Source organism: Nonomuraea sp. NPDC004702, assembly GCF_053601695.1.
Genome location: NZ_JBSGCE010000071.1, coordinates 23,857 through 44,644 on the forward strand (window position 1 = coordinate 23,857; position 20,788 = coordinate 44,644).

General features: G+C 72.0%; 22 protein-coding genes. 11 read left to right on the forward strand and 11 right to left on the reverse strand.

Going from position 1 to position 20,788, the window contains the following annotated elements; genetic code table 11:
• Positions 1 to 21: 21 nt before the first annotated feature.
• The 6 genes from ACWEJ6_RS45825 to ACWEJ6_RS45850 are packed head-to-tail and all read right to left on the reverse strand — an operon-like array spanning position 22 to position 5,855.
• A complete protein-coding gene (locus ACWEJ6_RS45825) occupies positions 22 to 1,611 on the reverse strand; it encodes a SpoIIE family protein phosphatase (protein ID WP_452431683.1) in 1,590 nt (529 codons plus the stop codon).
• Positions 1,604 to 3,286 carry an ATP-binding response regulator gene (locus ACWEJ6_RS45830; protein WP_452431684.1) on the reverse strand — a complete coding sequence of 561 codons (1,683 nt, stop codon included), beginning with the start codon at positions 3,284 to 3,286 and terminating at the stop codon, positions 1,604 to 1,606. The genes ACWEJ6_RS45825 and ACWEJ6_RS45830 overlap by 8 nt, the downstream gene beginning before the upstream one ends.
• A complete protein-coding gene (locus ACWEJ6_RS45835; RefSeq protein ID WP_387669894.1) occupies positions 3,273 to 4,274 on the reverse strand; it encodes an ATP-binding protein in 1,002 nt (333 codons plus the stop codon). The genes ACWEJ6_RS45830 and ACWEJ6_RS45835 overlap by 14 nt, the downstream gene beginning before the upstream one ends.
• Positions 4,262 to 4,645: an anti-sigma regulatory factor gene (locus ACWEJ6_RS45840; RefSeq protein WP_358011053.1), complete on the reverse strand. Its 384-nt coding sequence runs from the start codon at positions 4,643 to 4,645 to the stop codon at positions 4,262 to 4,264. Before ACWEJ6_RS45840 ends, ACWEJ6_RS45835 begins: the two co-directional genes overlap by 13 nt.
• Positions 4,646 to 4,653: 8 nt before the next feature.
• Positions 4,654 to 5,019 (reverse strand): STAS domain-containing protein, encoded by a 366-nt coding sequence (locus ACWEJ6_RS45845; protein WP_221762408.1) that lies wholly within the window; start codon positions 5,017 to 5,019, stop codon positions 4,654 to 4,656.
• A complete protein-coding gene (locus ACWEJ6_RS45850) occupies positions 5,019 to 5,855 on the reverse strand; it encodes an STAS domain-containing protein (RefSeq protein WP_387669895.1) in 837 nt (278 codons plus the stop codon). The genes ACWEJ6_RS45845 and ACWEJ6_RS45850 overlap by 1 nt, the downstream gene beginning before the upstream one ends.
• A 255-nt stretch (positions 5,856 to 6,110) precedes the next feature.
• Between ACWEJ6_RS45850 and ACWEJ6_RS45855 the strand changes: the two genes are divergently transcribed.
• Positions 6,111 to 6,761 carry a biliverdin-producing heme oxygenase gene (locus ACWEJ6_RS45855; RefSeq protein ID WP_352354231.1) on the forward strand — a complete coding sequence of 217 codons (651 nt, stop codon included), beginning with the start codon at positions 6,111 to 6,113 and terminating at the stop codon, positions 6,759 to 6,761.
• On the opposite strand, the gene ACWEJ6_RS45860 is transcribed toward ACWEJ6_RS45855, so the two are convergent.
• Genes ACWEJ6_RS45860 through ACWEJ6_RS45875 form a run of 4 tightly spaced genes read right to left on the reverse strand, consistent with a single transcriptional unit; the run spans position 6,745 to position 10,760 of the window.
• Positions 6,745 to 8,754 carry an APC family permease gene (locus ACWEJ6_RS45860; RefSeq protein WP_452431685.1) on the reverse strand — a complete coding sequence of 670 codons (2,010 nt, stop codon included), beginning with the start codon at positions 8,752 to 8,754 and terminating at the stop codon, positions 6,745 to 6,747. The genes ACWEJ6_RS45855 and ACWEJ6_RS45860 overlap by 17 nt on opposite strands.
• A 22-nt stretch (positions 8,755 to 8,776) precedes the next feature.
• Complete coding sequence (gene crcB / locus ACWEJ6_RS45865) at positions 8,777 to 9,154, reverse strand: fluoride efflux transporter CrcB (RefSeq protein WP_452431686.1); 378 nt, start codon at positions 9,152 to 9,154, stop codon at positions 8,777 to 8,779.
• Complete coding sequence (crcB, locus tag ACWEJ6_RS45870; RefSeq protein WP_397164243.1) at positions 9,151 to 9,543, reverse strand: fluoride efflux transporter CrcB; 393 nt, start codon at positions 9,541 to 9,543, stop codon at positions 9,151 to 9,153. The genes crcB (ACWEJ6_RS45865) and crcB (ACWEJ6_RS45870) overlap by 4 nt, the downstream gene beginning before the upstream one ends.
• Complete coding sequence (locus ACWEJ6_RS45875; RefSeq protein ID WP_452431687.1) at positions 9,543 to 10,760, reverse strand: ammonium transporter; 1,218 nt, start codon at positions 10,758 to 10,760, stop codon at positions 9,543 to 9,545. The genes crcB (ACWEJ6_RS45870) and ACWEJ6_RS45875 overlap by 1 nt, the downstream gene beginning before the upstream one ends.
• A 225-nt stretch (positions 10,761 to 10,985) precedes the next feature.
• Between ACWEJ6_RS45875 and ACWEJ6_RS45880 the strand changes: the two genes are divergently transcribed.
• The 9 genes from ACWEJ6_RS45880 (at position 10,986) to ACWEJ6_RS45920 (ending at position 19,024) form a co-directional block, all read left to right on the forward strand.
• The gene (locus ACWEJ6_RS45880) at positions 10,986 to 11,918 is read left to right on the forward strand and encodes an urea transporter (RefSeq protein WP_452431688.1); all 933 of its coding nucleotides are present in this window, start codon (positions 10,986 to 10,988) and stop codon (positions 11,916 to 11,918) included.
• Positions 11,919 to 11,927: 9 nt separating this feature from the next.
• Complete coding sequence (locus ACWEJ6_RS45885) at positions 11,928 to 12,233, forward strand: urease subunit gamma (protein WP_352330244.1); 306 nt, start codon at positions 11,928 to 11,930, stop codon at positions 12,231 to 12,233.
• A gap of 31 nt (positions 12,234 to 12,264) precedes the next feature.
• The gene (locus tag ACWEJ6_RS45890) at positions 12,265 to 12,792 is read left to right on the forward strand and encodes an urease subunit beta (RefSeq protein WP_452431689.1); all 528 of its coding nucleotides are present in this window, start codon (positions 12,265 to 12,267) and stop codon (positions 12,790 to 12,792) included.
• A gap of 4 nt (positions 12,793 to 12,796) precedes the next feature.
• A complete protein-coding gene (ureC, locus tag ACWEJ6_RS45895) occupies positions 12,797 to 14,521 on the forward strand; it encodes an urease subunit alpha (RefSeq protein WP_387669904.1) in 1,725 nt (574 codons plus the stop codon).
• Positions 14,518 to 15,189, forward strand: a complete 672-nt coding sequence (locus tag ACWEJ6_RS45900; RefSeq protein ID WP_452431690.1) for an urease accessory protein UreF — start codon at positions 14,518 to 14,520, stop codon at positions 15,187 to 15,189. Before ureC ends, ACWEJ6_RS45900 begins: the two co-directional genes overlap by 4 nt.
• 53 nt (positions 15,190 to 15,242) lie before the next feature.
• Positions 15,243 to 15,926 carry an urease accessory protein UreG gene (gene ureG / locus ACWEJ6_RS45905; RefSeq protein ID WP_452431691.1) on the forward strand — a complete coding sequence of 228 codons (684 nt, stop codon included), beginning with the start codon at positions 15,243 to 15,245 and terminating at the stop codon, positions 15,924 to 15,926.
• Entirely contained in the window at positions 15,908 to 16,849 is a 942-nt protein-coding gene (locus ACWEJ6_RS45910; protein ID WP_452431692.1) for an urease accessory protein UreD, read from the forward strand. The genes ureG and ACWEJ6_RS45910 overlap by 19 nt, the downstream gene beginning before the upstream one ends.
• A gap of 111 nt (positions 16,850 to 16,960) precedes the next feature.
• Positions 16,961 to 17,560 (forward strand): TetR/AcrR family transcriptional regulator, encoded by a 600-nt coding sequence (locus ACWEJ6_RS45915; RefSeq protein ID WP_452431693.1) that lies wholly within the window; start codon positions 16,961 to 16,963, stop codon positions 17,558 to 17,560.
• Between the two features lie 57 nt (positions 17,561 to 17,617).
• On the forward strand, positions 17,618 to 19,024 hold the full coding sequence (locus ACWEJ6_RS45920; protein ID WP_452431694.1) for an MFS transporter: 1,407 nt from the start codon (positions 17,618 to 17,620) through the stop codon (positions 19,022 to 19,024).
• Here ACWEJ6_RS45920 and ACWEJ6_RS45925 read toward each other — a convergent pair.
• On the reverse strand, positions 19,014 to 20,243 hold the full coding sequence (locus ACWEJ6_RS45925; protein ID WP_358293170.1) for a cytochrome P450: 1,230 nt from the start codon (positions 20,241 to 20,243) through the stop codon (positions 19,014 to 19,016). The two genes, ACWEJ6_RS45920 and ACWEJ6_RS45925, sit on opposite strands and share 11 nt — an antisense overlap.
• 136 nt (positions 20,244 to 20,379) lie before the next feature.
• Between ACWEJ6_RS45925 and ACWEJ6_RS45930 the strand changes: the two genes are divergently transcribed.
• A complete protein-coding gene (locus ACWEJ6_RS45930; protein WP_452431695.1) occupies positions 20,380 to 20,715 on the forward strand; it encodes an FG-GAP repeat domain-containing protein in 336 nt (111 codons plus the stop codon).
• Positions 20,716 to 20,788 lie beyond the last annotated feature (73 nt).

Below are 20,788 nucleotides of genomic sequence, written 5' to 3' on the forward strand. Positions count from 1 at the left end.
TTCAGGCCCAAGTACGCCCGTTCAGGCGCCGGCGGAGTCCGCGTCGAGGGTGCGGCGGACGACGACGAGCGCCACGTCGTCCTCGCGCGCCCCGAACGCCGCCAGCATGCGCTCGGCGAACTCCTCCAGGTCGTCCTCGACGGTCTCGGCGAGCTGCCTGGCCTTCTCCATGCTGTCGTCGAGCAGGATGTGCCGGTCCTCCAGCAGGCCGTCGGTGAACAGCATCATCGTGCCGCCGGGCGGCAGCTTGAGCCGGTCCACCTGGTACCGCTCGGGCACCGCGCCGAGCAGCAGGTTGCCCAGCGTGTGGTACGAGCTGCCGGGCCCGGCGAACAGCGGCGGCATGTGCCCGGCGTTGGCCAGCTCGATCTCGCCGGTGGCCGGGTCGATGAGCATCAGGCACACGGTGGCGGTCAGGCCCCGGTGGTAGCGCCGCATCATCTGGTTGAGCAGGTCGAGGGAGGCGCTCAGGTCGACCTGGGCGATGAGCGAGGCGCGCAGGGCGTGGCGCACCTCGGCCATGACGGTCGCGGCGTGCAGGGAGTGGCCCTCCACGTCGCCGACGGCGATCAGCACGCGTCCGTCGACCTGCAGCACCTCGTAGAAGTCGCCGCCGACCTCGACGTTGTCCACGGCGGGCTGGTAGCGCAGCGCGACCTGCAGGCCCGGCACCTCGGGGATGCGGCTGGGCAGCAGGCTGCGCTGCAGGGTCAGCGCGATGTCGTGCTCCTCGGTGTAGGCGCGCAGGGCGCCCAGCGCCAGGGCCAGCTCCTGGCCGAGCTGGCGCAGCAGGTTCACCTCGTCGGCGTCGAGCGGCGAGACGGCCTCGACGCCCAGGTAGACCGGCGACGGGGAGTTCTTGGTGCGGCAGAGCACGCCGGTGGTGGAGTCCTCGGCGCGCACGTCGGGCAGCAGGCCCTCCCATTCGCTGGTGGCCAGGGTGAACACCCGGGCCCTGGTGGCGTCCTTCAGCGTCCGCTCGGACAGGCGTTCCAGCACGTCGGGGGCGGCGGGCTGGACACTGGCCGGCTCGCCGGGACGGGCGCGGAGGCGCCGGACCCGCCCGTCGGGCAGCATGGCGAGCGTGCCGCTGTAGCGGCCGAGCACCTCGGCGGTGCCCTCGACGGCCACGGTCAGCAGCTCGTCGAACGTCTCGGCCTCGTTCATCCGCAACGTCACCTCGGCGAGCTTGGCCAGGCGCTCGGCCATCAGCTCGGCCCGCCAGCGCGCCCGGTAGTAGCGCAGCATGGCCTCGACGGTCGCGGCGAACTCGGTGGGCTCGATGGGCTCGCTCAGGTAGGCGTCGGCGCCGCGTTCCAGCCCCTCGGTGCGGTCGGCGGGAGTGATCGCGTTGGCCGACACCTGGATGACGGGGATGGAGGCGGTGGCCGGGTTGGCCTTGATCAGCTCGCAGACCTCGTAGCCGTTGATGTCGGGCAGCCGGACGTCGAGGACGACCAGGTCGACCTGGTTGGCGGCGAGCAGGCCGAGGGCCTCCTCGCCGCCCCTGGCCTCCAGCACGTGGTGCCCCGACCGTCGGAGCCAGCTCGACAGGATGTAGCGCTTGGTGGGGGTGTCGTCCACCACCAGCACGCGTGCGGACTCAGGCATTCTGGTCCTCTCCAGCACCGCCGTTCTCGCCCTGGCGGGCGCTGCGGATGGCCTGCAGGAGTTGTTCCCTGCGCAGCCCGTGCTTGGACAGTACCGGCCGGTTGCCGGGAGCGTGTTGCGGGGCGATGGTCACGATGACGACCGGGATGTCGCTCAGCCGCTCGTCCTCGGCCATCTGGTGCAGCAGCACGTGGCCGTCCACGCGGGGCATGAGCAGGTCGACCAGGATCACGTCGGGCGGGGAGGCGGCCATGACCTCCAGCGCGGCGGCGCCGTCGGCGGCCTCGTCCACGTGCACGGTGAAGCCGTAGAGCATGCGGCGGGCGCTGGCGCGGAAGACCTCGTCGTCGTCGGCGATCAGCACGCGCTGGACCTCGGGCGTGCCGCTCTGGTGCGGCAGCCGCAGGGTGGCGGTGGTGCCCTCGCCCGGCGTGCTGGTGAGATCCAGCGTGCCGCCCAGGGCCTCGGCGAGCCTGCGCGCGTACGGCAGGCCGAGGCCGGTGCCCCTGGCCCTGACCTGGAGCGAGCCGGGAACCTGGTAGAAGTCCTCGAACACGCGCGTCAAGTGTTCCTCCGAGATGCCGATGCCGGTGTCCGTGACCGTGATGACGATCTCGCTCTTGGCTTCGTCGGCATGCGCGGCCAGCACTACCTGCCCGCTTTGAGTGAATTTGAGCGCGTTCGAGAGCAAATTGCGCAGAATTCTGATCAGCATGCTCTCGTCGGCGTACAGCTCGGTGGCCTCCGGCGTGATCTCGTGGCTCAGCGTCACGCCGGCGCGCTCGCTGGTCGGCCGCATGGTGACGTGCAACTGCCCGGCCATCCGCGCCAGGTTGACCAGCGTGGGCTGCGGGTCCAGGCGGCCGGACTCGGCCTTGGCCATGTCGAGCAGCTCGCTGACGAGTTCGAGCAGCGTCTGCGCCGAGTCGCCGATCAGCCCGATCTGGTGGGCCTGCTCCTCGGTCAGCGGCTCGCCGCCCTGGCCGGTCAGCAGCCGGACCAGGCCGATGACGGAGTTCAGCGGGGTGCGCAGCTCGTGGCTGACGGTGGCCCAGAACCGGTTGCGCGCCTCGATGGTCTCGCGGAGCTGGGCGGACTTCTCGTCCAGCTCGGCGTACAGGGCGACGACTCCCCTGTTGGTCTCCTCCAGCTCGGCCGAGAGCTGGTTGTACATGGCCAGCACGCCGGTGTTGGTCTCCTGCAGCTCGGAGTTGAGCCGCAGCACGTCCTCCAGGGTCTCGGCCAGCTCCCTGTTCTGCTCGCGCAGCTCCTCCAGCGCGCTGATCGGCGCCAGCTTGGCGAGGTCGGCGCGGATGGCCTCCAGCGGGAGGGCGGTCGCCCGCGGCCGCAGCCGCTTGGTGATCGTGACGTGGCCGTCGCCGAGGGCGATGTCGTCGACGAGCCGGCCGGCCAGCGTCACGCCTTCGGAGCGGTCCAAAGCGGACGGCCTGGTGTGGCGGATGGTGATCGCGAGCACGTCGGGGCCGAGGGCGATCACGGCGGCGGCGTCCTTGCCGAAGGCCTCCCTGCCGACCTCACTGAGGGCGGTGGCGACCCGGATCTGGTCCTGGGACTCCAGCCCGACCAGCTCGGCCGCGGCCCGGCCGAGGCGGCGCAGGACGAAGACGTCCTGGTCGGTCTCGAGCCTGACCCTGATGAGCTCAGTCGCCGCCATTGCCGGGCCTCACCGTCACCACGCAGGCGTCGTCACGCCTGCTGCCCGCCTCGCGCAGCAGGCCCGCGGCGATGACCGCGGGGGTGCGCGCGAACAGCCCCGGCACGTTCCCGGGGTCCCATCGGTCGGTCAGGCCGTCGGAGTGCATCACGACGGTGGCGTACGGGGGGATCTTGTACTCGTACTGGCGGAGCGTGCGTCCCTGGTGGCCGGCGATGCCGGGCAGCGAGATCATGCCCTGCCGGCCGCCGGCGTCGGCGACCCAGCCGGAGACGTTGCCCAGCCCGGCGTAGGTGACGGTGTCCCGGCCGACCCGGGCGACCGCGACGGCGCCGCCGCGGGTCCCGCTCAGTCCGCGGTGCAGGTGTTCCAGGATCGACAGCGGCTCCTGGTCCTGGACCTGCGCGAACAGCTCGATGGCGGTCTGCGCGGCGATGGCGGCGATGTGGCCGTGGCCGAGGCCGTCGCACAGCAGCACCGTGGTGCTCTCGCCGTTCTCGGCGATGGCGTAGCCGTCACCGCAGCTCACCTCGTCGCCGATCGGCCGGGTCAGGCCGCTGGCGCGCAGCGGAGGGCCGGGCGTGCCCTCGGCGGTGAAATGCATGACGAGCACAGTGCCCATGCCGGGCACGGAGTGAACGTCGTATCCGGTGGCGATGCGGGCGATGGCCCCCATCCCGATGCCGAGGGTGCCGGAGGTGGAGTAGCCGTCGCGCAGGGCGCGGGCCACGTCGGCCATGCCGGGGCCCTTGTCCACCGCGACGAGCTCCACGCCGGCCGGGGCCTCGGGGTGCGGCCGTACCAGGACGACGCCCTCCACGGCGTGCTTGACCAGGTTGGAGACGGCCTCGCTGACGGCCACGGCCGTCTGCCCGGTGCGGGTGGTGTCGAAGCCGGCCGCCTCGGCCAGCTCGACCGCCCGCCGCCGGACGGCGCCGACGGCACTCGGGTCCTCGGCGCGCACCCAGGCCGGGTTCACCTCGCCCACTTGGTCACCGTCACGGTCGTGCCCTTCCCGGGGGCGGAGATCAGGTCGAACTCGTCGACCAGCCGGCGGGAGCCGCCGAGGCCGAGGCCCATGCCGCCGCCGGTGGTGAAACCGTCGGTGAGCGCCTTGTCCAGGTCGGGGATGCCGGGGCCCTCGTCGCTGAAGACCAGCTTCAGGCCCCGTTTCCGGCCGTTCTCGACGAGGTCGATGCGCACGTCGCCGCCGCCGGCGTAGACGAGCGCGTTGCGGGCCAGCTCGCTGGCCGCCGTGACGATCTTGGTCTGGTCCACGAGGGAGAGCCCTGCCTCGATCGCGAGGGTCCGCACGATCTGCCGGACCATCACGACGTCCGCGCTGCCCGCGATCGTCATCGTCTCGGTCACGTGGCGGCGCCCCTGACGTGGTCGAGCAGCGCCACTCCCTTCTCCAGGTTCAGTGCCGTGCGCACGCCGCCCAGCGACAGGCCGAGCTCGACCAGGGTGATCGCCACCGCGGGACGCATGCCGACGACCACGGTCTGGGCGTCCAGCATGCGGCACATGGTGGCGATGGTGGCCAGCATGCGGCCGATGAAGGAGTCGACGATCTCGACCGCGGTGATGTCGATGATCACGCCTCTGGCCCCGGTGGCGACGACCCGCTCGGCCAGGTCCTCCTGGAGGGCCAGCACGCTCTGGTCCTCCAGGTCGATCTGGATGGAGACGATCAGGATGTCGCCGAGCTTGAGTACGGGCACCCGGTCCATCAGGCGCCCTCCGCCCGGACGGCGATGCGGGCGTGCTTGGACTGCGTCACCTGCACGCCGCTGCGCTTGAAGGCGTGGGCGAGGGCGTCGGCCAGCGACGCCTTGGTGACGATGTCGCCGAACTCGATGCCGAGCGTGACGATGGTGTGCGCGATCTGCGGGCGGATGCCGGAGATGACGCATTCTGCGCCCATCAGCCTGGCGGCCACCACGGTCTTGAGGAGGTGCTGGGCCACCTGGGTGTCCACGGCGGGCACGCCGGTGATGTCGATCACAGCGTGCTCGGCGCCGGTGTCGACCAGGGTCTGCAGCAGCTTCTCCATCACGACCTGGGTCCTGGCGGAGTCGAGGGTGCCGATCAGCGGCACGGCGACGATGCCCTCCCACAGCTTGACCACCGGGGTGGACAGTTCGAGCAGCTGCTCGGCCTGGTCCAGGATGATCTTCTCGCGGGCGTCGGCGAAGGTCTCGAAGGTGAGCAGGCCGAGGTCGTCGATGAGCCGGGAGAACCAGATGAAGCCGCGCAGGGCCTCGGGCTCGCCGTCGGCCTCGACGATTTCGTACAGGGCCTCCTTGAGCCCGAAGACCGCGCGGGCGGTGTCGGCCGGCTGGTGGCCCGCGCGGGCGCGGGTGCGGGAGAGCTCCGCGAGCAGCCCGCGGACGTCGGCGAGGTCTCCCTTGCCCTGATCGAGCGAGGACCGCAGGGCGCGGTAGATGTCGAGAAGCTCGTCCGACGGGGCCTTGGCGAGCTGCACCCAACGGGTGAGGATCTGCTCCTCGTGCTCACGGAGCAGCTCTTCGATGCGTCGCCTGGCGACGTCGGCTTGGACGGTCAAGGATCACTCCTGGGTTGGCTAGCGAGTGACGGTGTCACCGTATGTTAGAGCGATTTTTCCAGGTAGCGGACCGTTTGACGCCCGCCACTGTGCGCGACGGGCGGCCCCGCCAGGCCCGCCCCCTTGAGCGCCGCCTTCCTGGGTAGATGAACGGCGGAGGCGAGTTTTGCTGACATGCTGTCGCCATCACCTTGACGGAGCCTCCGCGGGTTGTGACACTGTGTCAGAAACATTCGCGCGAGTTGGGGAAGTGCTGTGACGACGTCGTTCTCCGAGACCTTGAGGGCCGCCACCTGGGGCGACCACGAGTCGGCCGAGTCCGAGGGCTACCTCGCCGAGCTGATGAGCGGCCGGTTGACCGAGCACGAGTACGGCGAGATGGTCGCCCAGCACTACTTCGCCTACCTCGCCCTCGACGGCGTCTCCAAGGAGCTGGCCGCCCACCCGGTCGCCGGCCGCTTCGTCTTCCCCGAGCTGTACCGCGAGCCCGCCCTGGAACGCGACCTGGCCACCATCTACGGCCCCGCCTGGCGCGAGCGCGTGGCCCCCTCCAAGGCCACCCGGACCCTCCAGGCCCGCATCCACCAGATGACCGACTGGCCCGGCGGCTACGTCGCCCACCACTACACCCGGTACCTCGGCGACCTGTCGGGCGGCCAGTTCATCCGCATGGAACTGCAGAAGATCTTCGGCTACCGGGCCGGCGGCGGCGTCGACTTCTACATCTTCGACGAGGTCGGCAGCCTGCCGCGGTTCAAGACCGAGTACCGGGCCCGGCTCGACGCCCTCGGCGCGGAGCTCGACGAGCGCGAGCGGCAGCGGATCATCGGCGAGGTGCGGCTGGCCTACCAGCTCAACACCGAGGTCCTGGCCGAGCTCATGCACGTCGTCAGGGCCGCGGCGTAGCCGCCTGCGCCGGGTCGTCGCCGCCGTCCGGCGCCTGGGCCAGGACGGCCAGGCGCGTGGGCAGCCGCGGCGGGCGCTCGGCCCGGCCCTCGCCCGAGGCCAGCCGGTAGGGCACCAGGGTGACCATGACCCCGGGGAGCAGCAGCAGCCGGTCCCGCAGCCGGGCGGTCAGCCGGTTGTGCAGGGCCGGCTCCCACCAGCGGCCGGTGACGTAGTCGACGATGTAGACGGTCACGATCTGGTCGGGGTGCAGGGCCAGCCAGTCGCGTACGTGCCGCAGGATCGGGCCCACGGCGGTCCGGTAGGGCGCCTCGATCATCCTCAGCGGCACGGAGGAGGGCGCGTAGTGCTCCCAGCCCTCGCGCAGCTCGCGGGTCGCCTCCTCGTCGGTGCACACGTGCACGGCCTCCAGCCCGGCCGGGCGGGTGGCCGCGGCGTAGGCGACCGCCTGGAGCGCGGGGCTGCCCAGCCGGGAGACCAGCACCATGGCGTGGGCGCCGCCCGGCAGCTCGACGGGCGCGTCCGGGGTGGTGGCCGCCCGTACCTGGTCGTAGTGCCGCCTGATGCCCTTCATGAGCGCGAACAGGCCCGGGATGGCCAGGCAGACCAGCCAGGCGCCGTTCGCGAACTTGGTGACCAGCACGATCACCAGGACGGCGGCGGTCACCGTCGCGCCGGTCGCGTTGACGGCCTGGCGCCGCCGCACGCCGGGCGAGCGCGGGCCGGTCCGCTGCCAGTGCCGCACCATGCCGGCCTGGCTCAGCGTGAAGGAGATGAAGACGCCGATGATGTAGAGCTGGATGAGCCGGGAGCTGTTGGCGTCGAAGACGACGAGCAGCACGGCCGCGGCCGTCGCGAGCAGCAGGATGCCGTTGCTGAAGACCAGCCGGTCGCCGCGCTTGTGCAGCTGGCTGGACAGGTAGGAGTCGGCGGACAGGATCGAGGCCAGCATGGGGAAGCCGTTGTAGGCGGTGTTGGCCGCCATGATCAGGATCGCCGCGGTGCTGGCCTGGAGGAAGGCGTACAGGACGCCGCGGCCGAGCACGGCGTCGCCGATCTGGGCCAGGGCGGTGGGCTCGACGTACCCGGCGGGCATCCCGGCGAGCCGGCCGGGGTGGTCGGGGTCGGTCATCCGGACGTGGGTGAGCAGGGCCAGCACGGTGATGCCGGAGAACATGGTGACCGACAGCACGCCCATGATCGCCAGGGTGTTCGCCGCGTTCCTGCTCTTGGGCCGGCGGAAGGCGGGCACGCCGTTGCTGACCGCCTCCACCCCGGTCAGCGCCGTGCAGCCGGAGGCGAACGCGCGCAGCACCAGGAAGACGGCGACGAAGCCGACGGGCTGGTAGAGCGGCTCGATGGCGAAGCCGGCGCTGACCGCCCGAGGATGCTCGCCGGTCAGCAGCCGCCAGGCGGCGACCAGGAACATCAGGTAGACCGCGGCGATGAAGGCGTAGGTGGGCACCGCGAACCCGCGGCCGGACTCGCGGGTGCCGCGCAGGTTGACCAGGGTGAGCAGCGCGACGCAGGCCACGCTCAGCGGCGCCGACCAGCGGTCCAGGCCGGGCGCGTAGGAGGTGATGGCGTCCACCCCGGCGGCGACGGAGACGGCGACGGTCAGCACGTAGTCGACCAGCAGCGCGCTGGCGGCGACCAGGCTGGCGTTGACGCCCAGGTTCTCCCGGCTGACGACGTACGCGCCGCCGCCGCCCGGGTAGGCGTAGCAGGTCTGCCGGTAGGACACGATGATGATCACCAGCATGGCCACGATGGCCAGGGCGATCCAGCCGGTCACGTGCAGCAGGGCGAGGCCGCCCAGGGTGAGGGCCATGATGATCTGCTCGGTCGCGTACGCCACCGACGAGATCGGGTCGCTGCAGAAGACCGGCAGCGCCAGCCGCTTGGGCAGGAGCTGCCGTTCCAGGTGCTGGGTCCGCAGCGGCCGGCCGACCAGGGCCCGCTTGGCCCGCTCCCACGGGGAGGCGGTGGTCATGGGCGTTCCCGCCTCCTTCCGGTCAGCCGGCGATCGCCCTGCCGAGCAGGTAGCCGAGGCTGACGACGGCCAGGCCGAGCACCAGGTTCATGGCGATGTTGGCCAGCGCCCGGCCGGTGGACCCGGCGGCCAGCAACTTCCAGGTGTCGGCGCTGAAGGTGCTGAACGTGGTGAGCGCGCCGCAGAACCCGGTGCCGACCAGCGACAACACGGCCGGCGGCAGGGCGCCGTGGGAGGCGATGCCCATCAGGACGCCGAGCACGGCCGAGCCGATGACGTTGACGGCCAGCGTGCCCCACGGCATCGCCTTGCCGGCCGCCTTGGTGACGCCGGCGTCCACGAGGTAGCGGGCCGGCGCGCCGATCAGGCCGCCGACGAAGACGACCAGCGTGAGGATCATCGACGGCCGCCCAGCCGCAGGCCCGCCCAGACGGCCAGCAGGCCCAGGACGACGCTGAGCACGAGGTAGAGCACCGCCCAGCCGGCCGCGCCGCCGACGGTGAGCTCGCGGACGCCGTCCACCAGGTGCGAGAAGGTGGTGAAGCCGCCCAGGAAGCCGGTGCCGAGCAGCGCCTTGACCGGCATGCGGTGCAGCGGGTGGCGGGTCAGCTCGCCGGTGAGCAGGCCCATCAGCAGGCAGCCGAGGACGTTGACCACCAGCGTGGGCCAGGGCAGCGGGTGGTCGGCGCCCATCAGGGTCTGGGTGAGCAGGTGACGGGCGACCGCGCCGACGCCGCCGCCCACCCCGACCAGGACGAGCGCGCGGGCCGGATGGCGGGTGGCGGCCATCAGTCCTCCGTCCCGAGCTGCGCGTCGGTGCCGGCGAGCTGTTCGGCCTCGGTCTCGCGCATCCGGCAGAGCCGGTCCACGACGCGGCCGATGAGGTAGGTGACGACGAAGGAGTAGAGGCCGACGACGACGATCGCGGCGAGCTGCTTGAGCAGCACCTCGATCGGGCCGCCGTACAGCAGGCCCTTGGTCCTGGTGGCGCTGACGCCGGTCGCGAGCAGGCCGATGAGGGCCGTGCCGACGATGCCGCCCGCGCCGTGCACGCCGACGACGTCGAGGGTGTCGTCGTAGCCGAGGACGAGCTTCCAGGTGACCGCGTACGACACCACGACGGCGGCCACGATGCCGACGACCAGGGCGCCCTCGGCGTTGACGAAGGCGCAGGCGGGCGTGATGGCCACCAGCCCGGCCAGCGCGCCGGTGGCCGAGCCGAGCCGGGTGAAGTGCCGGTACCGCAACCACTCCAGGACGAGCCAGGTCAGCATCCCGGCGGCCCCGGCGATCATGGTGGTCAGGAAGGCGTTGACCGCGATGCCGCCGTCGGCCATGGCCGAGCCGGCGTTGAAGCCGAACCAGCCGAACCACAGCAGGCCCAGCCCGAGCATGACGAACGGGATGTTGCTCGGCCGGGGCGGCTCCTTCCTGCGGAAGCGCACGCCGGGGCCGAGCGCGAGGGCCAGGGCCAGGCCGGCCATGCCGGAGTTCAGCTCGACCACCAGGCCGCCGGCGAAGTCGAGCACGCCCCACCGGCTGATCCAGCCCTGCCGGTCGAACACCCAGTGCGCGATCGGGAAGTACACCAGCGTCACCCAGACGACGGAGAACACGATCCACGGCCCGAGCCGGGTCCGGCCGGCGACCGAGCCGCTGATCAGGGCCACCGTGATGATGGCGAAGGTGAGCTGGAACAGCGCGAAGGCGTAGGTGGGGACGCGGCCGTGCAGCATGGTGGGCGTGATGTCGGCGAAGCGCAGGTCGCCGAAGCCGATCACGCCGGCGCCGCCCACGTCGGGGCCGAAGACCAGCCCGTAGCCGTAGCCGAACCACAAAATCGTCACCAGGGCGATCGAGACGAAGCTCATGAACAGCATGCTGAGCACGTTCTGGGCGCGGACCATGCCGCCGTAGAAGAAGGCCAGTCCGGGCGTCATGAGCAGCACCATGGCGGCGCTGACGAGCACCCAGGCCGAATCGCCGGTGTTGAGCCCTGGCGGCATCGCCCGACCTCCCTTCCTGTCCCCAGACAGAGATGATCGGGGGAACCGGAGGCAAAACTCCCTGGTAAAGCGCCTTTGCCGGGCATGTGCATTGTTGAGGCGCTCTTAGTCCTCGACGGCTTTCGCAAAGAATGTCCATCCCACCGCCGCCGCCGCGTGGCCCGCCGCCCGCGGGGGAATGGTGCCGCTCGTCAACCCCGGTTCCGGCGAGAGAGGCAGGCGGACATGCGCGCCGAGATGCCCGACCTGCCGCTCGCCACGCTCCGCGGCGTCAGCCAGGTGGACCTGCAGAACAACCTGGGGACCGCGATCTGCTTCGTCGTCGCGCTGCTCGCCGCCGGATGGCGCTTCGCGCTGTTCGGCCTGGTCGGCGCGTCCGTGGGCACGCTCACCGCCTGGTTCCTCGGCGCGCCCAGGGAGAGCGTGGCCGCGGGGCTCGAAGGGTTCAACGGCACGCTGATCGGCGTCGCGCTGGTGCTGTACTTCCAGGCCCGGTGGATCACGCTGCTGCTGGTCGTCGTCGGCGCGATCATGGGCAGCGTCCTGACGTCGGCGCTCAAGACGCTGCTCGGGCCGCACGACCTGCCGGGGCTCACGGCGCCGTTCTGCGCGGTGGCCACGATCATGGTGGTCGGCGGCCCGGCCTACGAGCGGGTCTGGCGCCGGCACGTCCTGGCGGCGCCGCCGTCGGCGACGTCCCCGGGGACCGCGGTGACGTTCGCCGACCTGTGGCAGGGGCTGCTGAACGGCGTCGGCCAGGTGTTCTTCCAGGGCAAGTGGTACGTCGGCCTGATCTTCCTGATCGGCCTGGCGTTCGCCGGGTGGCGGGTGGCGGGGGCCGCGCTGGCCGCCAGCGCCGTCGGGATCCTGGTGGCCGTGCTGCTCGGCGCGCCCGCGGCCGACATCGGCGCCGGCCTGTACGGCTACAACGCGGTGCTCACCGGCATCGCGCTGTGCTGCGCGTTCGTCGTGCCGACCGTCCTCGGCCTGCTGTACGCCCTGGCCGGCGTGGTGTCGGCGACCGTGCTGACGGCGTTCGTCGGCCACCTGTTCGCGCCGGTCGGCGGGCACACCCTGACCTGGCCCTTCGTCCTGGTCACCTGGATCTTCCTGGCGGCGGTCCCGGCGTTCTCCGGCGTCCGGCGCGCTTCCACCTAAGGAGAGCTCATGAACCTCGCACCGCGCGAGATCGACAAGCTGCTGATCTACGTCGTCGCCGACCTGGCCGCCAAGCGCCGCGAGCGCGGCGTGAAGCTGAACTACAGCGAGGCGGTGGCGCTGATCAGCGTCGCGGTCCTGGAGGCCGCCCGGGACGGCAGGACGGTGGCCGAGTGCATGGAGCTCGGCAAGCAGGTGCTCGGCGCCGGGGACGTCATGCCCGGGGTGCGCGAAATGCTCAAGCTGATGCAGGTCGAGGCGTCGTTCAAGGACGGCTCCAAGCTCGTTTCCTGCCACGACCCCATCGGCGGCTGACACCGCCGCGACCAGAAAGGAGCGGTTCGCCATGACGGACACGGACCGGATCATGTACGGGGACGAGCCGATCGAGATCAACGCCGGTCGCGCCACGGTCACCCTGACCGTGCGCAACACCGGCGACCGGGCCATCCAGGTCGGCTCGCACTTCCACTTCTTCGAGGCGAACCGGGCGCTCAGCTTCGACCGCGAGAAGGCGTACGGCATGCATCTCGACATCCCGGCCGGCACCGCCGTACGCATCGAGCCGGGCGACACCCACCAGGTCACCCTGGTCGAGTTCGCCGGCGGCATGCGCGTCGTCGGCTTCGCCGGCCTGGTGGACGGCGGCCTGCGGGCCCGGGACAGCCGCACCCGCGCCCTGCGCCGCCTGGCCGAGCTCGGGTACGCCGACCAGCCGGAGCCGGGGGCCACGGTCCGCGCGCCGGGCGAGGAGCCTCCGGCGCGCAAGGAGCCGCCTACGCGCAAGGCGTCCGCCAAGAAGGCCGCCCCCAAGGAAGCGGCCGCCAAGGAACCGGCCGCCAAGAAGCCGGCCGCCAGGAAGAAGAAGGCCTGAGCCGATGAGCACCATGAACCGCAGGCAGTACGTCGCCATGTTCGGCCCGACCGTGGGCGACCGGGTCCGGCTGGCCGACACCAACCTGGTGATCGAGATCGAGAAGGACCACACGGCCGGCTTCTACGGCGACGAGGCCGTCTACGGTGGCGGCAAGACCGCCCGCGACGGCATGGCGGCCGACCCCGGCTCCCAGAACGCCACGATCGCGCTCGACCTGGTGATCACCAACGCGGTCGTCCTGGACCCGGTGCTCGGCGTGGTCAAGGGCGACATCGGCATCAAGGACGGGCGGATCGTCGGGATCGGCAAGGCGGGCAACCCGCACACCCAGAACGGCGTGGACCGCCGCCTGGTGATCGGCGCCGGGACGGAGGTGCTGGCGGGCGAGAACATGATCGCCACGCCGGGGGCGATCGACCCGCACGTGCACCTGATCGCGCCGCAGCAGGCCGAGGCCGCGCTCACCAACGGCGTCACGACGCTGATCGGCGGCGGCACCGGCCCCACCGACGGCACCCGCGGCACCACCTGCACGCCCGGCCCGTGGAACATCGGCCGCATGTTGCAGGCCGTCGAGGCGCTGCCGGTGAACATCGGTATCATGGCCAAGGGCAACGCCAGCCTGCCGGCCGCGCTGGCCGAGCAGATCGAGGCCGGGGCGTGCGCGCTGAAGGTGCACGAGGACTGGGGCTCCACCCCGGCGGTGGTGGACTGCGCGCTGCGCATCGCCGACGAGTACGACGTCCAGGTGGCGCTGCACGCCGACAGCCTCAACGAGGCCGGCTACCTGGAGGACACGATCAGCGCCATCGACGGCCGGGCGATCCACACCTTCCACACCGAGGGTGCGGGCGGCGGTCACGCGCCGGACATGATCCGCATCGCCGGCGAGCCGAACGCGCTGCCGTCCTCGACGAACCCGACGCTGCCGTACACCATCAACTCGGCCGACGAGCTGCTGGACATGGTGATGGTCTGCCACCACCTCAACCACGACATCCCCGAGGACGTCTCCTTCGCCGACAGCCGGGTGCGGGTGGAGACCATCGCGGCCGAGACCGTGCTGCAGGACATGGGCGTGATCAGCATGTTCTCCTCCGACTCCCAGGCGATGGGCCGGATCGGGGAGACCTTCACCCGCGCCTTCCAGACCGCCCACCACTGCAAGGACCAGCGCGGCCGGCTGCCGGAGGACTCCGAGCGCAACGACAACGCGCGGGTGCTGCGCTACCTGGCCAAGCTGACCATCAACCCGGCCCGGACGACCGGCATCGCCGAGCACGTCGGCTCGCTGGAGGACGGCAAGCTGGCCGACGTCGTGCTGTGGCCGTTCACGTCGTTCGCGGCCAAGCCGGCGCTGGTGGTCAAGGGCGGCCTGATCAACTGGTCGCAGATGGGCGACCCGAACGCGTCGCTGCCCACGCCGCAGCCGGTCTACTACCGGCCGATGTTCGGCGCGATGGGGATGGCGCAGCGCAAGAGCAACGTGACGTTCCTGCCGGACGCCGCCATCGCCGCCGGGGTGCCGGAACGGCTCGGCCTGCAACGGCTGATCGCCAGGGTGCGCCACACCAGGACGGTGGACAAGCGGCACATGATCCGCAACAACGCGCTGCCGAGGATCACCGTGGACCCCGAGACGTACAAGGTCACGGTGGACGGCGAGCACGCGACCATCGCGCCGGCCCGCGAGCTGCCGCTGAACCACCTGTTCTTCCTGGCATGAGCCTGCTCGCCCAGCTCCAGCTCACCGACTCGGCCTTCCCGGGCGGCCTCTACACGCTCTCGCACGGGCTGGAGGCGTACGCGCAGGCCGGCCCGGTGGACGTCGCCGCGCTGCTGGAGGACCTGCTGCTGCACGCGGCGGGGCCGGGCGACGCCACCGCCCTGGTCCTGACCCACCGGGCGGTGACGGCCGGCGACTGGGACGCGGTGACCGAGGTGGACCGGCGGCTGCACGCCGTCAAGCTCGGCCGGGAGATCCGGGCCGCCGCCACCAGGACCGGCAACCAGGTCCTGCGCACGGCCGCCCTGGTCTTCGCGACGCCGGCGCTGGCCCGCCTGTCGGAGCTGGTGGAGGCCAGGGTCACGCCGGGCAACCACGCCGTCGTGCTGGGCACGGCCTACGCCGGGCTGGGCGTCCGGGAGGCCGACGCGGTGACCGGCGACCTGTACGCGTTCGCCGCGAGCTGGGTCAGCGCCGCCGTACGGCTGCGCCTGCTGGACTTCCGGCAGGCCCAGGCCACCCTGTACGGCGCGGCCGGCGCGATCGCGCGGGCCGCCGGGCACGCCCTGGCCGCCCGCGGCCCGCTGGACCTGCACGCCGCCACGCCGCTCGCGGACACGATGAGCGCCGCCCACGAACGGGCCGAGGCCCGGCTGTTCACCACCTGAGAAGGGAACGGCCGAGGCCCGGCTGTCCACCACCTGAGAAGGGAAGCGTCCCGATGCATCACCACCACCCGCACCCGCACCCCGCCGTGAACGTGCCCGCGGGCACCACCATGGACCGCGTCTTCAAGATCGGCGTCGGCGGCCCGGTCGGCTCCGGCAAGACCGCCCTCATCGAGGCGCTGGTGCCCGTGCTGCTCGACCGGGGACGCAGCGTGGCCGTCGTCACCAACGACATCTACACCCAGGAGGACGCCCAGCACGTCCGGCGCACCCTGGACGGCGTGCTGGACCCCGAGCGCGTCGTGGGCGTCGAGACCGGCTCCTGCCCGCACACCGCCGTGCGCGACGACCCGACGATGAACCTGGCCGCGGGGGCCGAGCTGCTGGAGCGCTTCCCCGACATCGACACGCTGCTGTTCGAGAGCGGCGGCGACAACCTGACCCTCACCTTCAGCCCCGTCCTGGCCGACGTCTACGTCTTCGTCCTGGACACCGGCGAGGGGGACAAGATGCCGCGCAAGCGGGGCCCCGGCATCACCGACTCGGACCTGCTGGTCATCAACAAGATCGACATCGCGCCGTACGTGCGGGCCGACCTGGAGGTCATGGCGCGCGACGCCGACCGGGTCCGCGACGGGCGGCCGGTCGTGCTCACCGACGCCCTGCGCGGCACCGGTGTGACCGAGGTGGCCGACTTCGTCCTCAGCGGGGCGCCGGCGTGCTCGCCGGCCCGGTAGACCGGCTGGCCGCCGGCCACTACACGATCGACTCGGTCCCGGCGGACGTGGCCCGGCACGCCGGCGTGCCCGACACGCTGCCGGTCGGCAGCCCCGGCAAGGTCGGCGTGCTGGAGCTGGCGTTCGAGCGGCGGGGCGGGCGCACCGAGCTGACCGGCCACTTCCAGAAGGCGCCGCTGCAGATCATGCGGCCGCACTACTACGACCCGGCCCGGCCCGACCTGCCGTACGTGATGGTGATGTCCACCGGCGGCGGGGTGCTCCAGGGCGACCGCCACCGGCTCGACGTCACCTGCGGCGCGGGCGCGTCCGTGCACGTCACCACGCAGGCGGCCACCAAGCTCTACCGGATGGAGCAGGACTACGCCACCCAGCTCGTCACGCTCACCGCCGGGCCGGACGGCTACCTGGAGTACCTGCCGGACCCGGTGATCCCCTTCGCCGGGTCCCGGTTCTACCAGCGCACCCTGGTGAGCGCCGGGCCCGGGGCCACGGTGATCCTCGGGGAGACCGTGCTGGCCGGGCGGCTGGCCCGCGGCGAGCGGCACGCCTACACCGCGTACTGCACCGACCTGGACGTCCGCGACGCCGGCGGCGGGCTGCTGTTCGCCGACCCGCTCAGGCTCGTGCCCGAGCGCGCCCCGGTCACCGGGCCGGCGATGTTCGGCGAGCACGGCGTGCTGTCCACCCTGTACGTGATCACCTCCGCCGTGCCCGCGGCCGAGCTGGCCGGCGCGCTGCACGAGGTGGCGGCGGGCAGCGGGCTGCCCGGCGGGGCCAGCACGCTGCCGAACGGGGCGGGCGCCTGGGCCAGGCTGCTCGGGCCGGAGTCGCCGCCCGTCCTCGCCGCCCTGGAACGCCTGTGGGACCTCGCCCGGCGCGCCGTCACCGGCCACCCGGCCCCGGACCGGCGCAAACCCTGACCCCGGCGCGCACCGGCCCGGGGCTCCCGGGAGCGGTCACGGGTGCGCCGGCGCGGGGCTCCCGGGAGCGGTCAGGGGTGCGCCGGCGACGAACCGGCCTACCATGGGCCTATGCCCCGCATCTCGGCCGCCACGATCGGCGAGCATCGCGCCCAGACGCGCGACCGCATCCTGCAGGCCGTCTCGCGGCTGTCCAGGGCCCAGGGCATCGACGCCATCTCCCTGACGGACGTGGCCCACGAGGCCGGCATCACCCGCACGGTCCTGTACAACTACTTCCCCGACAAGGCCGCGCTGCTGCTGGCCTTCACCGAGCGCGTCACCAGCTACTTCATCGAGAGCTACGAGCGGGAGCTGCCCGAGCACGCCTCGCCCGCCGACCGGTTGCGGGCCTTCGTCCGGCTGCAGCTCGCGGGGCTGCTCGCCCACCCCCACCCCGGCGCGGCCGACCTCGGCGCGGCGCTCGGGCCCGACGCCTACCAGCAGCTCGCCGAGCACGTCGCGCCCATGCAGCGGGTGCTGGTGGAGATCCTCGACGACGGCGTGCGGGCGGGCGACTTCCAGGTGCCCGAGGTGGGCGCGACGGCGCGGATGGTGCTGGCCGTCATCGGGGCCGAGCGGGTGCCGCTGATCAGCGGCGAGGTCACGGTCGAGACGGCCGAGCAGGCCGTGTCCGGTTTCGTGCTCCGGGCCCTCGGCGCCCGCACGTAGGGGCCGAACGCCGGGGTGGCCGCCGGAGGCCGCCGGGCACGGTGACAAGATTGTCGGATGGGACAGAACGGTCACATCCAGGTGAAGTCGGCGCGCGGGCGGTGGATTCTCGGCGCGACCGTGCTCGGCTCCGGGCTGGCCCTGCTCGACAGCACCGTGGTCAACGTCGCGCTGCCGTTCCTCGGCAAGGAGCTGCACGCGGCCATGGACGGCCTGCAGTGGACCGTCAACGCCTACACCCTCACCCTGGCGGGCCTGATCCTGCTGGGCGGCTCGCTCGGCGACCGCTACGGGCGGCGCAAGATCTTCCTCATCGGCACGGTGTGGTTCGCCGTGGCCTCGGCGCTGTGCGGCCTGTCGCCGAACATCGAGTTCCTGATCGGGGCGCGCGCGTTGCAGGGCGTCGGCGGCGCGCTGCTCACGCCGGGGTCGCTGGCCATCATCCAGGCGTCGTTCGTCAGGCAGGACCGGCCGCGGGCGGTCGGCGTCTGGTCCGGGCTGGGCGGCGTGGCCAGCGCGATCGGGCCGCTGCTGGGCGGCTGGCTGGTGCAGACGGCGGGCTGGCGGTGGGCGTTCCTGATCAACCTGCCGTTCGCGCTGATCGTGGTGCTGGTGACGCTGCGGCACGTGCCGGAGAGCCGCGACGAGCAGGCGGCCGGGCGGTTCGACGTGCTGGGCTCGCTGCTGGCCGCGCTGGCGCTGGCCGGGATCACGTACGGGCTGATCGAGAAGGGCGCGCCGGTGCCGCTGATCGTGGGGGCGCTGCTCGGGGCGGCGTTCGTGGTGACCGAGCGGCGCAGGTCGCCGCAGGCGCTGGTGCCGGTCGCCATCTTCAGGAACCATGTCTTCACCGCGGTCAACGTCGTCACGCTCATCATGTACGCCGCCATGGGCGTGGTGTTCTTCCTGCTGGTGATCCAGCTCCAGGTGGTCTCCGGGTTCTCGCCGATCGCGGCCGGGCTGTCGATGTTGCCGACCACGATCCTGATGATGCTGCTGTCGTCGCGGGCCGGGGAGACGGCCCGGCGGCTCGGGCCGCGCTGGCCGATGACGATCGGGATCCTGCTGGCGGGGGCCGGGTTCGTGCTGATGAGCATGATCGGCCCGCACGCCTCCTACCCGCTGCTGGTGCTGCCCGCGGTGACCGTCTTCGGGCTCGGTCTGTCGGCGGCCGTCGCGCCGCTGACCGCGACGGTGCTGGCCACGGCCGACGAGCGTTACGCCGGCACGGCCAGCGGCGTCAACAACGCCGTGGCCCGCACCGGGAGCCTGCTGGCGGTGGCCGCCGTGCCGCCGCTGGTCGGCCTGGTGGGCGACGCGTTCGAGAACCCGCCGGTGTTCGACGCCGGGTTCCGGGCGGCCATGCTGATCAGCGCCGCCATGATGGCGGTCGCCGCGGCCGTCACGTTCTTCACCATCAGGACGAACGTGCTGGCCGGGGAGCCGGAGACGGCTAGTACGTGAACGCCTGACTGCGCACGCTGTTGTCGAAGTTGGACAGCAGCAGCTCGGGCTCGCCGACCGAGCGCACGCCGGGCAGCCGGGTCAGCAGTTCCCGGAACATCGTGCGCATCTCCTGCCTGGCCAGGTTGGCGCCGAGGCAGAAGTGCGGGCCGGGCCCGCCGAACCCGACGTGGGGCTTGGTGTCGCGGGTGATGTCGAAGGTGTCGGGGTCGGGGAAGACCGACTCGTCGCGGTTGGCCGAGCCGTAGAACAGCACGACCTTGTCGCCCTGCTTCAGCTCCAGCCCGCGCAGCGTGTAGTCCTCGGTGACCGTGCGGCGGAACTGCATGATGGGCGAGACGTAGCGGACCATCTCCTCGATCGCGCCGTTGATGTGGGCGTCGAAGTCGGAGGTCAGCAGCTCGCGCTGGGCCGGGTTCTCGGTGAGCAGCCGGATGCCGTGGGCCATGGTGTTGCGGGCGGTCTCGTTGCCCGCCACCAGCAGCAGCGAGAAGAACGAGCCCAGCTCCTTGTCGGTCAGCTTCTCGCCGTCGGGGTTGGCGTTGACCAGGAGCGAGACCAGGTCGCCCTTGGGCTCGGCGACGCGCTCGTGGCCGAGCTTGATGACCATGCGCTGCAGGGCCAGCAGGGCCAGCATGTTCTGGCCGGCCATCTGGACGCTGCGGGCCAGGCTGGGACGCACGCCGGTGTAGGCGGTGGAGATGTCGACGTGCTGGTGGACCTTGGCGCGCAGCTCCTGCGGGATGTCGAGCATGTCGCAGATGACGTGGATGGGAAGCTTGGCGGCCACCTGCGTGACGAAGTCGCGCGGGCCCTCCTTGACGACGTCGTCGACGATGCGGGCGCAGGCGGCCTCGATGTCGCCCTGGAGCCCCGCCAGCATCCTGGGGCTGAACGAGCGCGTCACGATGCGGCGCAGGCGGGCGTGGCGGGGGTCGTCCATGTTGACCATGGACTCGCCGAACACCTGCTTGACCCAGCCCGGCGGCTCGGGGTTGGTCACGGCGGGCTCGCTGGAGAAGATCTTGGCGTTGCGGCTGGCCTCGACCACGTCCGCGTGCCGGACGAGGGCGTAGAAGCCCTTGCCGGAGCGGAGGAAGGGCACCTTCTTCTCCGGGAAGAACACCGGGTGCTCCAGTTGCCGGAGCCGGGCGAATGCCTCATTCCGCTCTTTGAGCGGTTTGCGCCAGAAGTCCAGATCAGCGAGGTCGATGTCCACCCGTCTATCCTGGCACGCTCCCACGCCCCGGCGGACGGGCCGAAAGTCCCTTCCGAAGCGGATGTGCATCGTGCCCTCCTGGGCCGTTCTCGTGGTGTTAAGTCCGGGTTCGGCCTGGACGGAGATGACTGTCGGTATGAACGCGTTGCTCGCCGTCTGCCTGGTCGCTCCCCTCGTGTCCGGTGCCGCACCCGCCGCCGCACCGGGATGCGGCGGGCACCCCCTCGACTTCGACGGCGACGGCCGCGCCGACATCGCCGTCGCCGCTCCCTACGACGACTCCAGGGCCGGTTCGGTGACCGTCATGTACGGCTCGGGCCGGACCGTCAAGCTCACCCAGCCCGGCGCGGAACCCGGGGACGCCTTCGGCTCGGCGCTGGCCGTCGGCGACTTCGACGGCGACCGCTGCGCCGACCTGGCGGTCGGGGTGTCGGAGGAGTTCGCCGGGAAGCGATCTGTTCGGCGCCCCTGAGCGCCCCGGACCCGATCCGCAGGCCGGGCAGCTCGGGCAGCGGGCCGCCGAGCGTGTAGATCAGCTTGATGCC

Excerpts from the sequence above, each read along its gene's own strand:
- ACWEJ6_RS45825 (WP_452431683.1), bottom strand. The coding sequence starts at position 1,611 with ATGCCTGAGTCCGCACGCGTGCTGGTGGTGGACGACACCCCCACCAAG.
- ACWEJ6_RS45830 (WP_452431684.1), bottom strand. The coding sequence starts at position 3,286 with ATGGCGGCGACTGAGCTCATCAGGGTCAGGCTCGAGACCGACCAGGAC.
- ACWEJ6_RS45840 (WP_358011053.1), bottom strand. The coding sequence starts at position 4,645 with ATGACGATCGCGGGCAGCGCGGACGTCGTGATGGTCCGGCAGATCGTG.
- ACWEJ6_RS45845 (WP_221762408.1), bottom strand. The coding sequence starts at position 5,019 with ATGGACCGGGTGCCCGTACTCAAGCTCGGCGACATCCTGATCGTCTCC.
- ACWEJ6_RS45860 (WP_452431685.1), bottom strand. The coding sequence starts at position 8,754 with ATGACCACCGCCTCCCCGTGGGAGCGGGCCAAGCGGGCCCTGGTCGGC.
- crcB (WP_452431686.1), bottom strand. The coding sequence starts at position 9,154 with ATGATCCTCACGCTGGTCGTCTTCGTCGGCGGCCTGATCGGCGCGCCG.
- crcB (WP_397164243.1), bottom strand. The coding sequence starts at position 9,543 with ATGGCCGCCACCCGCCATCCGGCCCGCGCGCTCGTCCTGGTCGGGGTG.
- ACWEJ6_RS45875 (WP_452431687.1), bottom strand. The coding sequence starts at position 10,760 with ATGCCGCCAGGGCTCAACACCGGCGATTCGGCCTGGGTGCTCGTCAGC.
- ACWEJ6_RS45880 (WP_452431688.1), top strand. The coding sequence starts at position 10,986 with ATGCGCGCCGAGATGCCCGACCTGCCGCTCGCCACGCTCCGCGGCGTC.
- ACWEJ6_RS45885 (WP_352330244.1), top strand. The coding sequence starts at position 11,928 with ATGAACCTCGCACCGCGCGAGATCGACAAGCTGCTGATCTACGTCGTC.
- ACWEJ6_RS45890 (WP_452431689.1), top strand. The coding sequence starts at position 12,265 with ATGACGGACACGGACCGGATCATGTACGGGGACGAGCCGATCGAGATC.
- ureC (WP_387669904.1), top strand. The coding sequence starts at position 12,797 with ATGAGCACCATGAACCGCAGGCAGTACGTCGCCATGTTCGGCCCGACC.
- ACWEJ6_RS45900 (WP_452431690.1), top strand. The coding sequence starts at position 14,518 with ATGAGCCTGCTCGCCCAGCTCCAGCTCACCGACTCGGCCTTCCCGGGC.
- ureG (WP_452431691.1), top strand. The coding sequence starts at position 15,243 with ATGCATCACCACCACCCGCACCCGCACCCCGCCGTGAACGTGCCCGCG.
- ACWEJ6_RS45915 (WP_452431693.1), top strand. The coding sequence starts at position 16,961 with ATGCCCCGCATCTCGGCCGCCACGATCGGCGAGCATCGCGCCCAGACG.
- ACWEJ6_RS45920 (WP_452431694.1), top strand. The coding sequence starts at position 17,618 with ATGGGACAGAACGGTCACATCCAGGTGAAGTCGGCGCGCGGGCGGTGG.
- ACWEJ6_RS45930 (WP_452431695.1), top strand. The coding sequence starts at position 20,380 with ATGAACGCGTTGCTCGCCGTCTGCCTGGTCGCTCCCCTCGTGTCCGGT.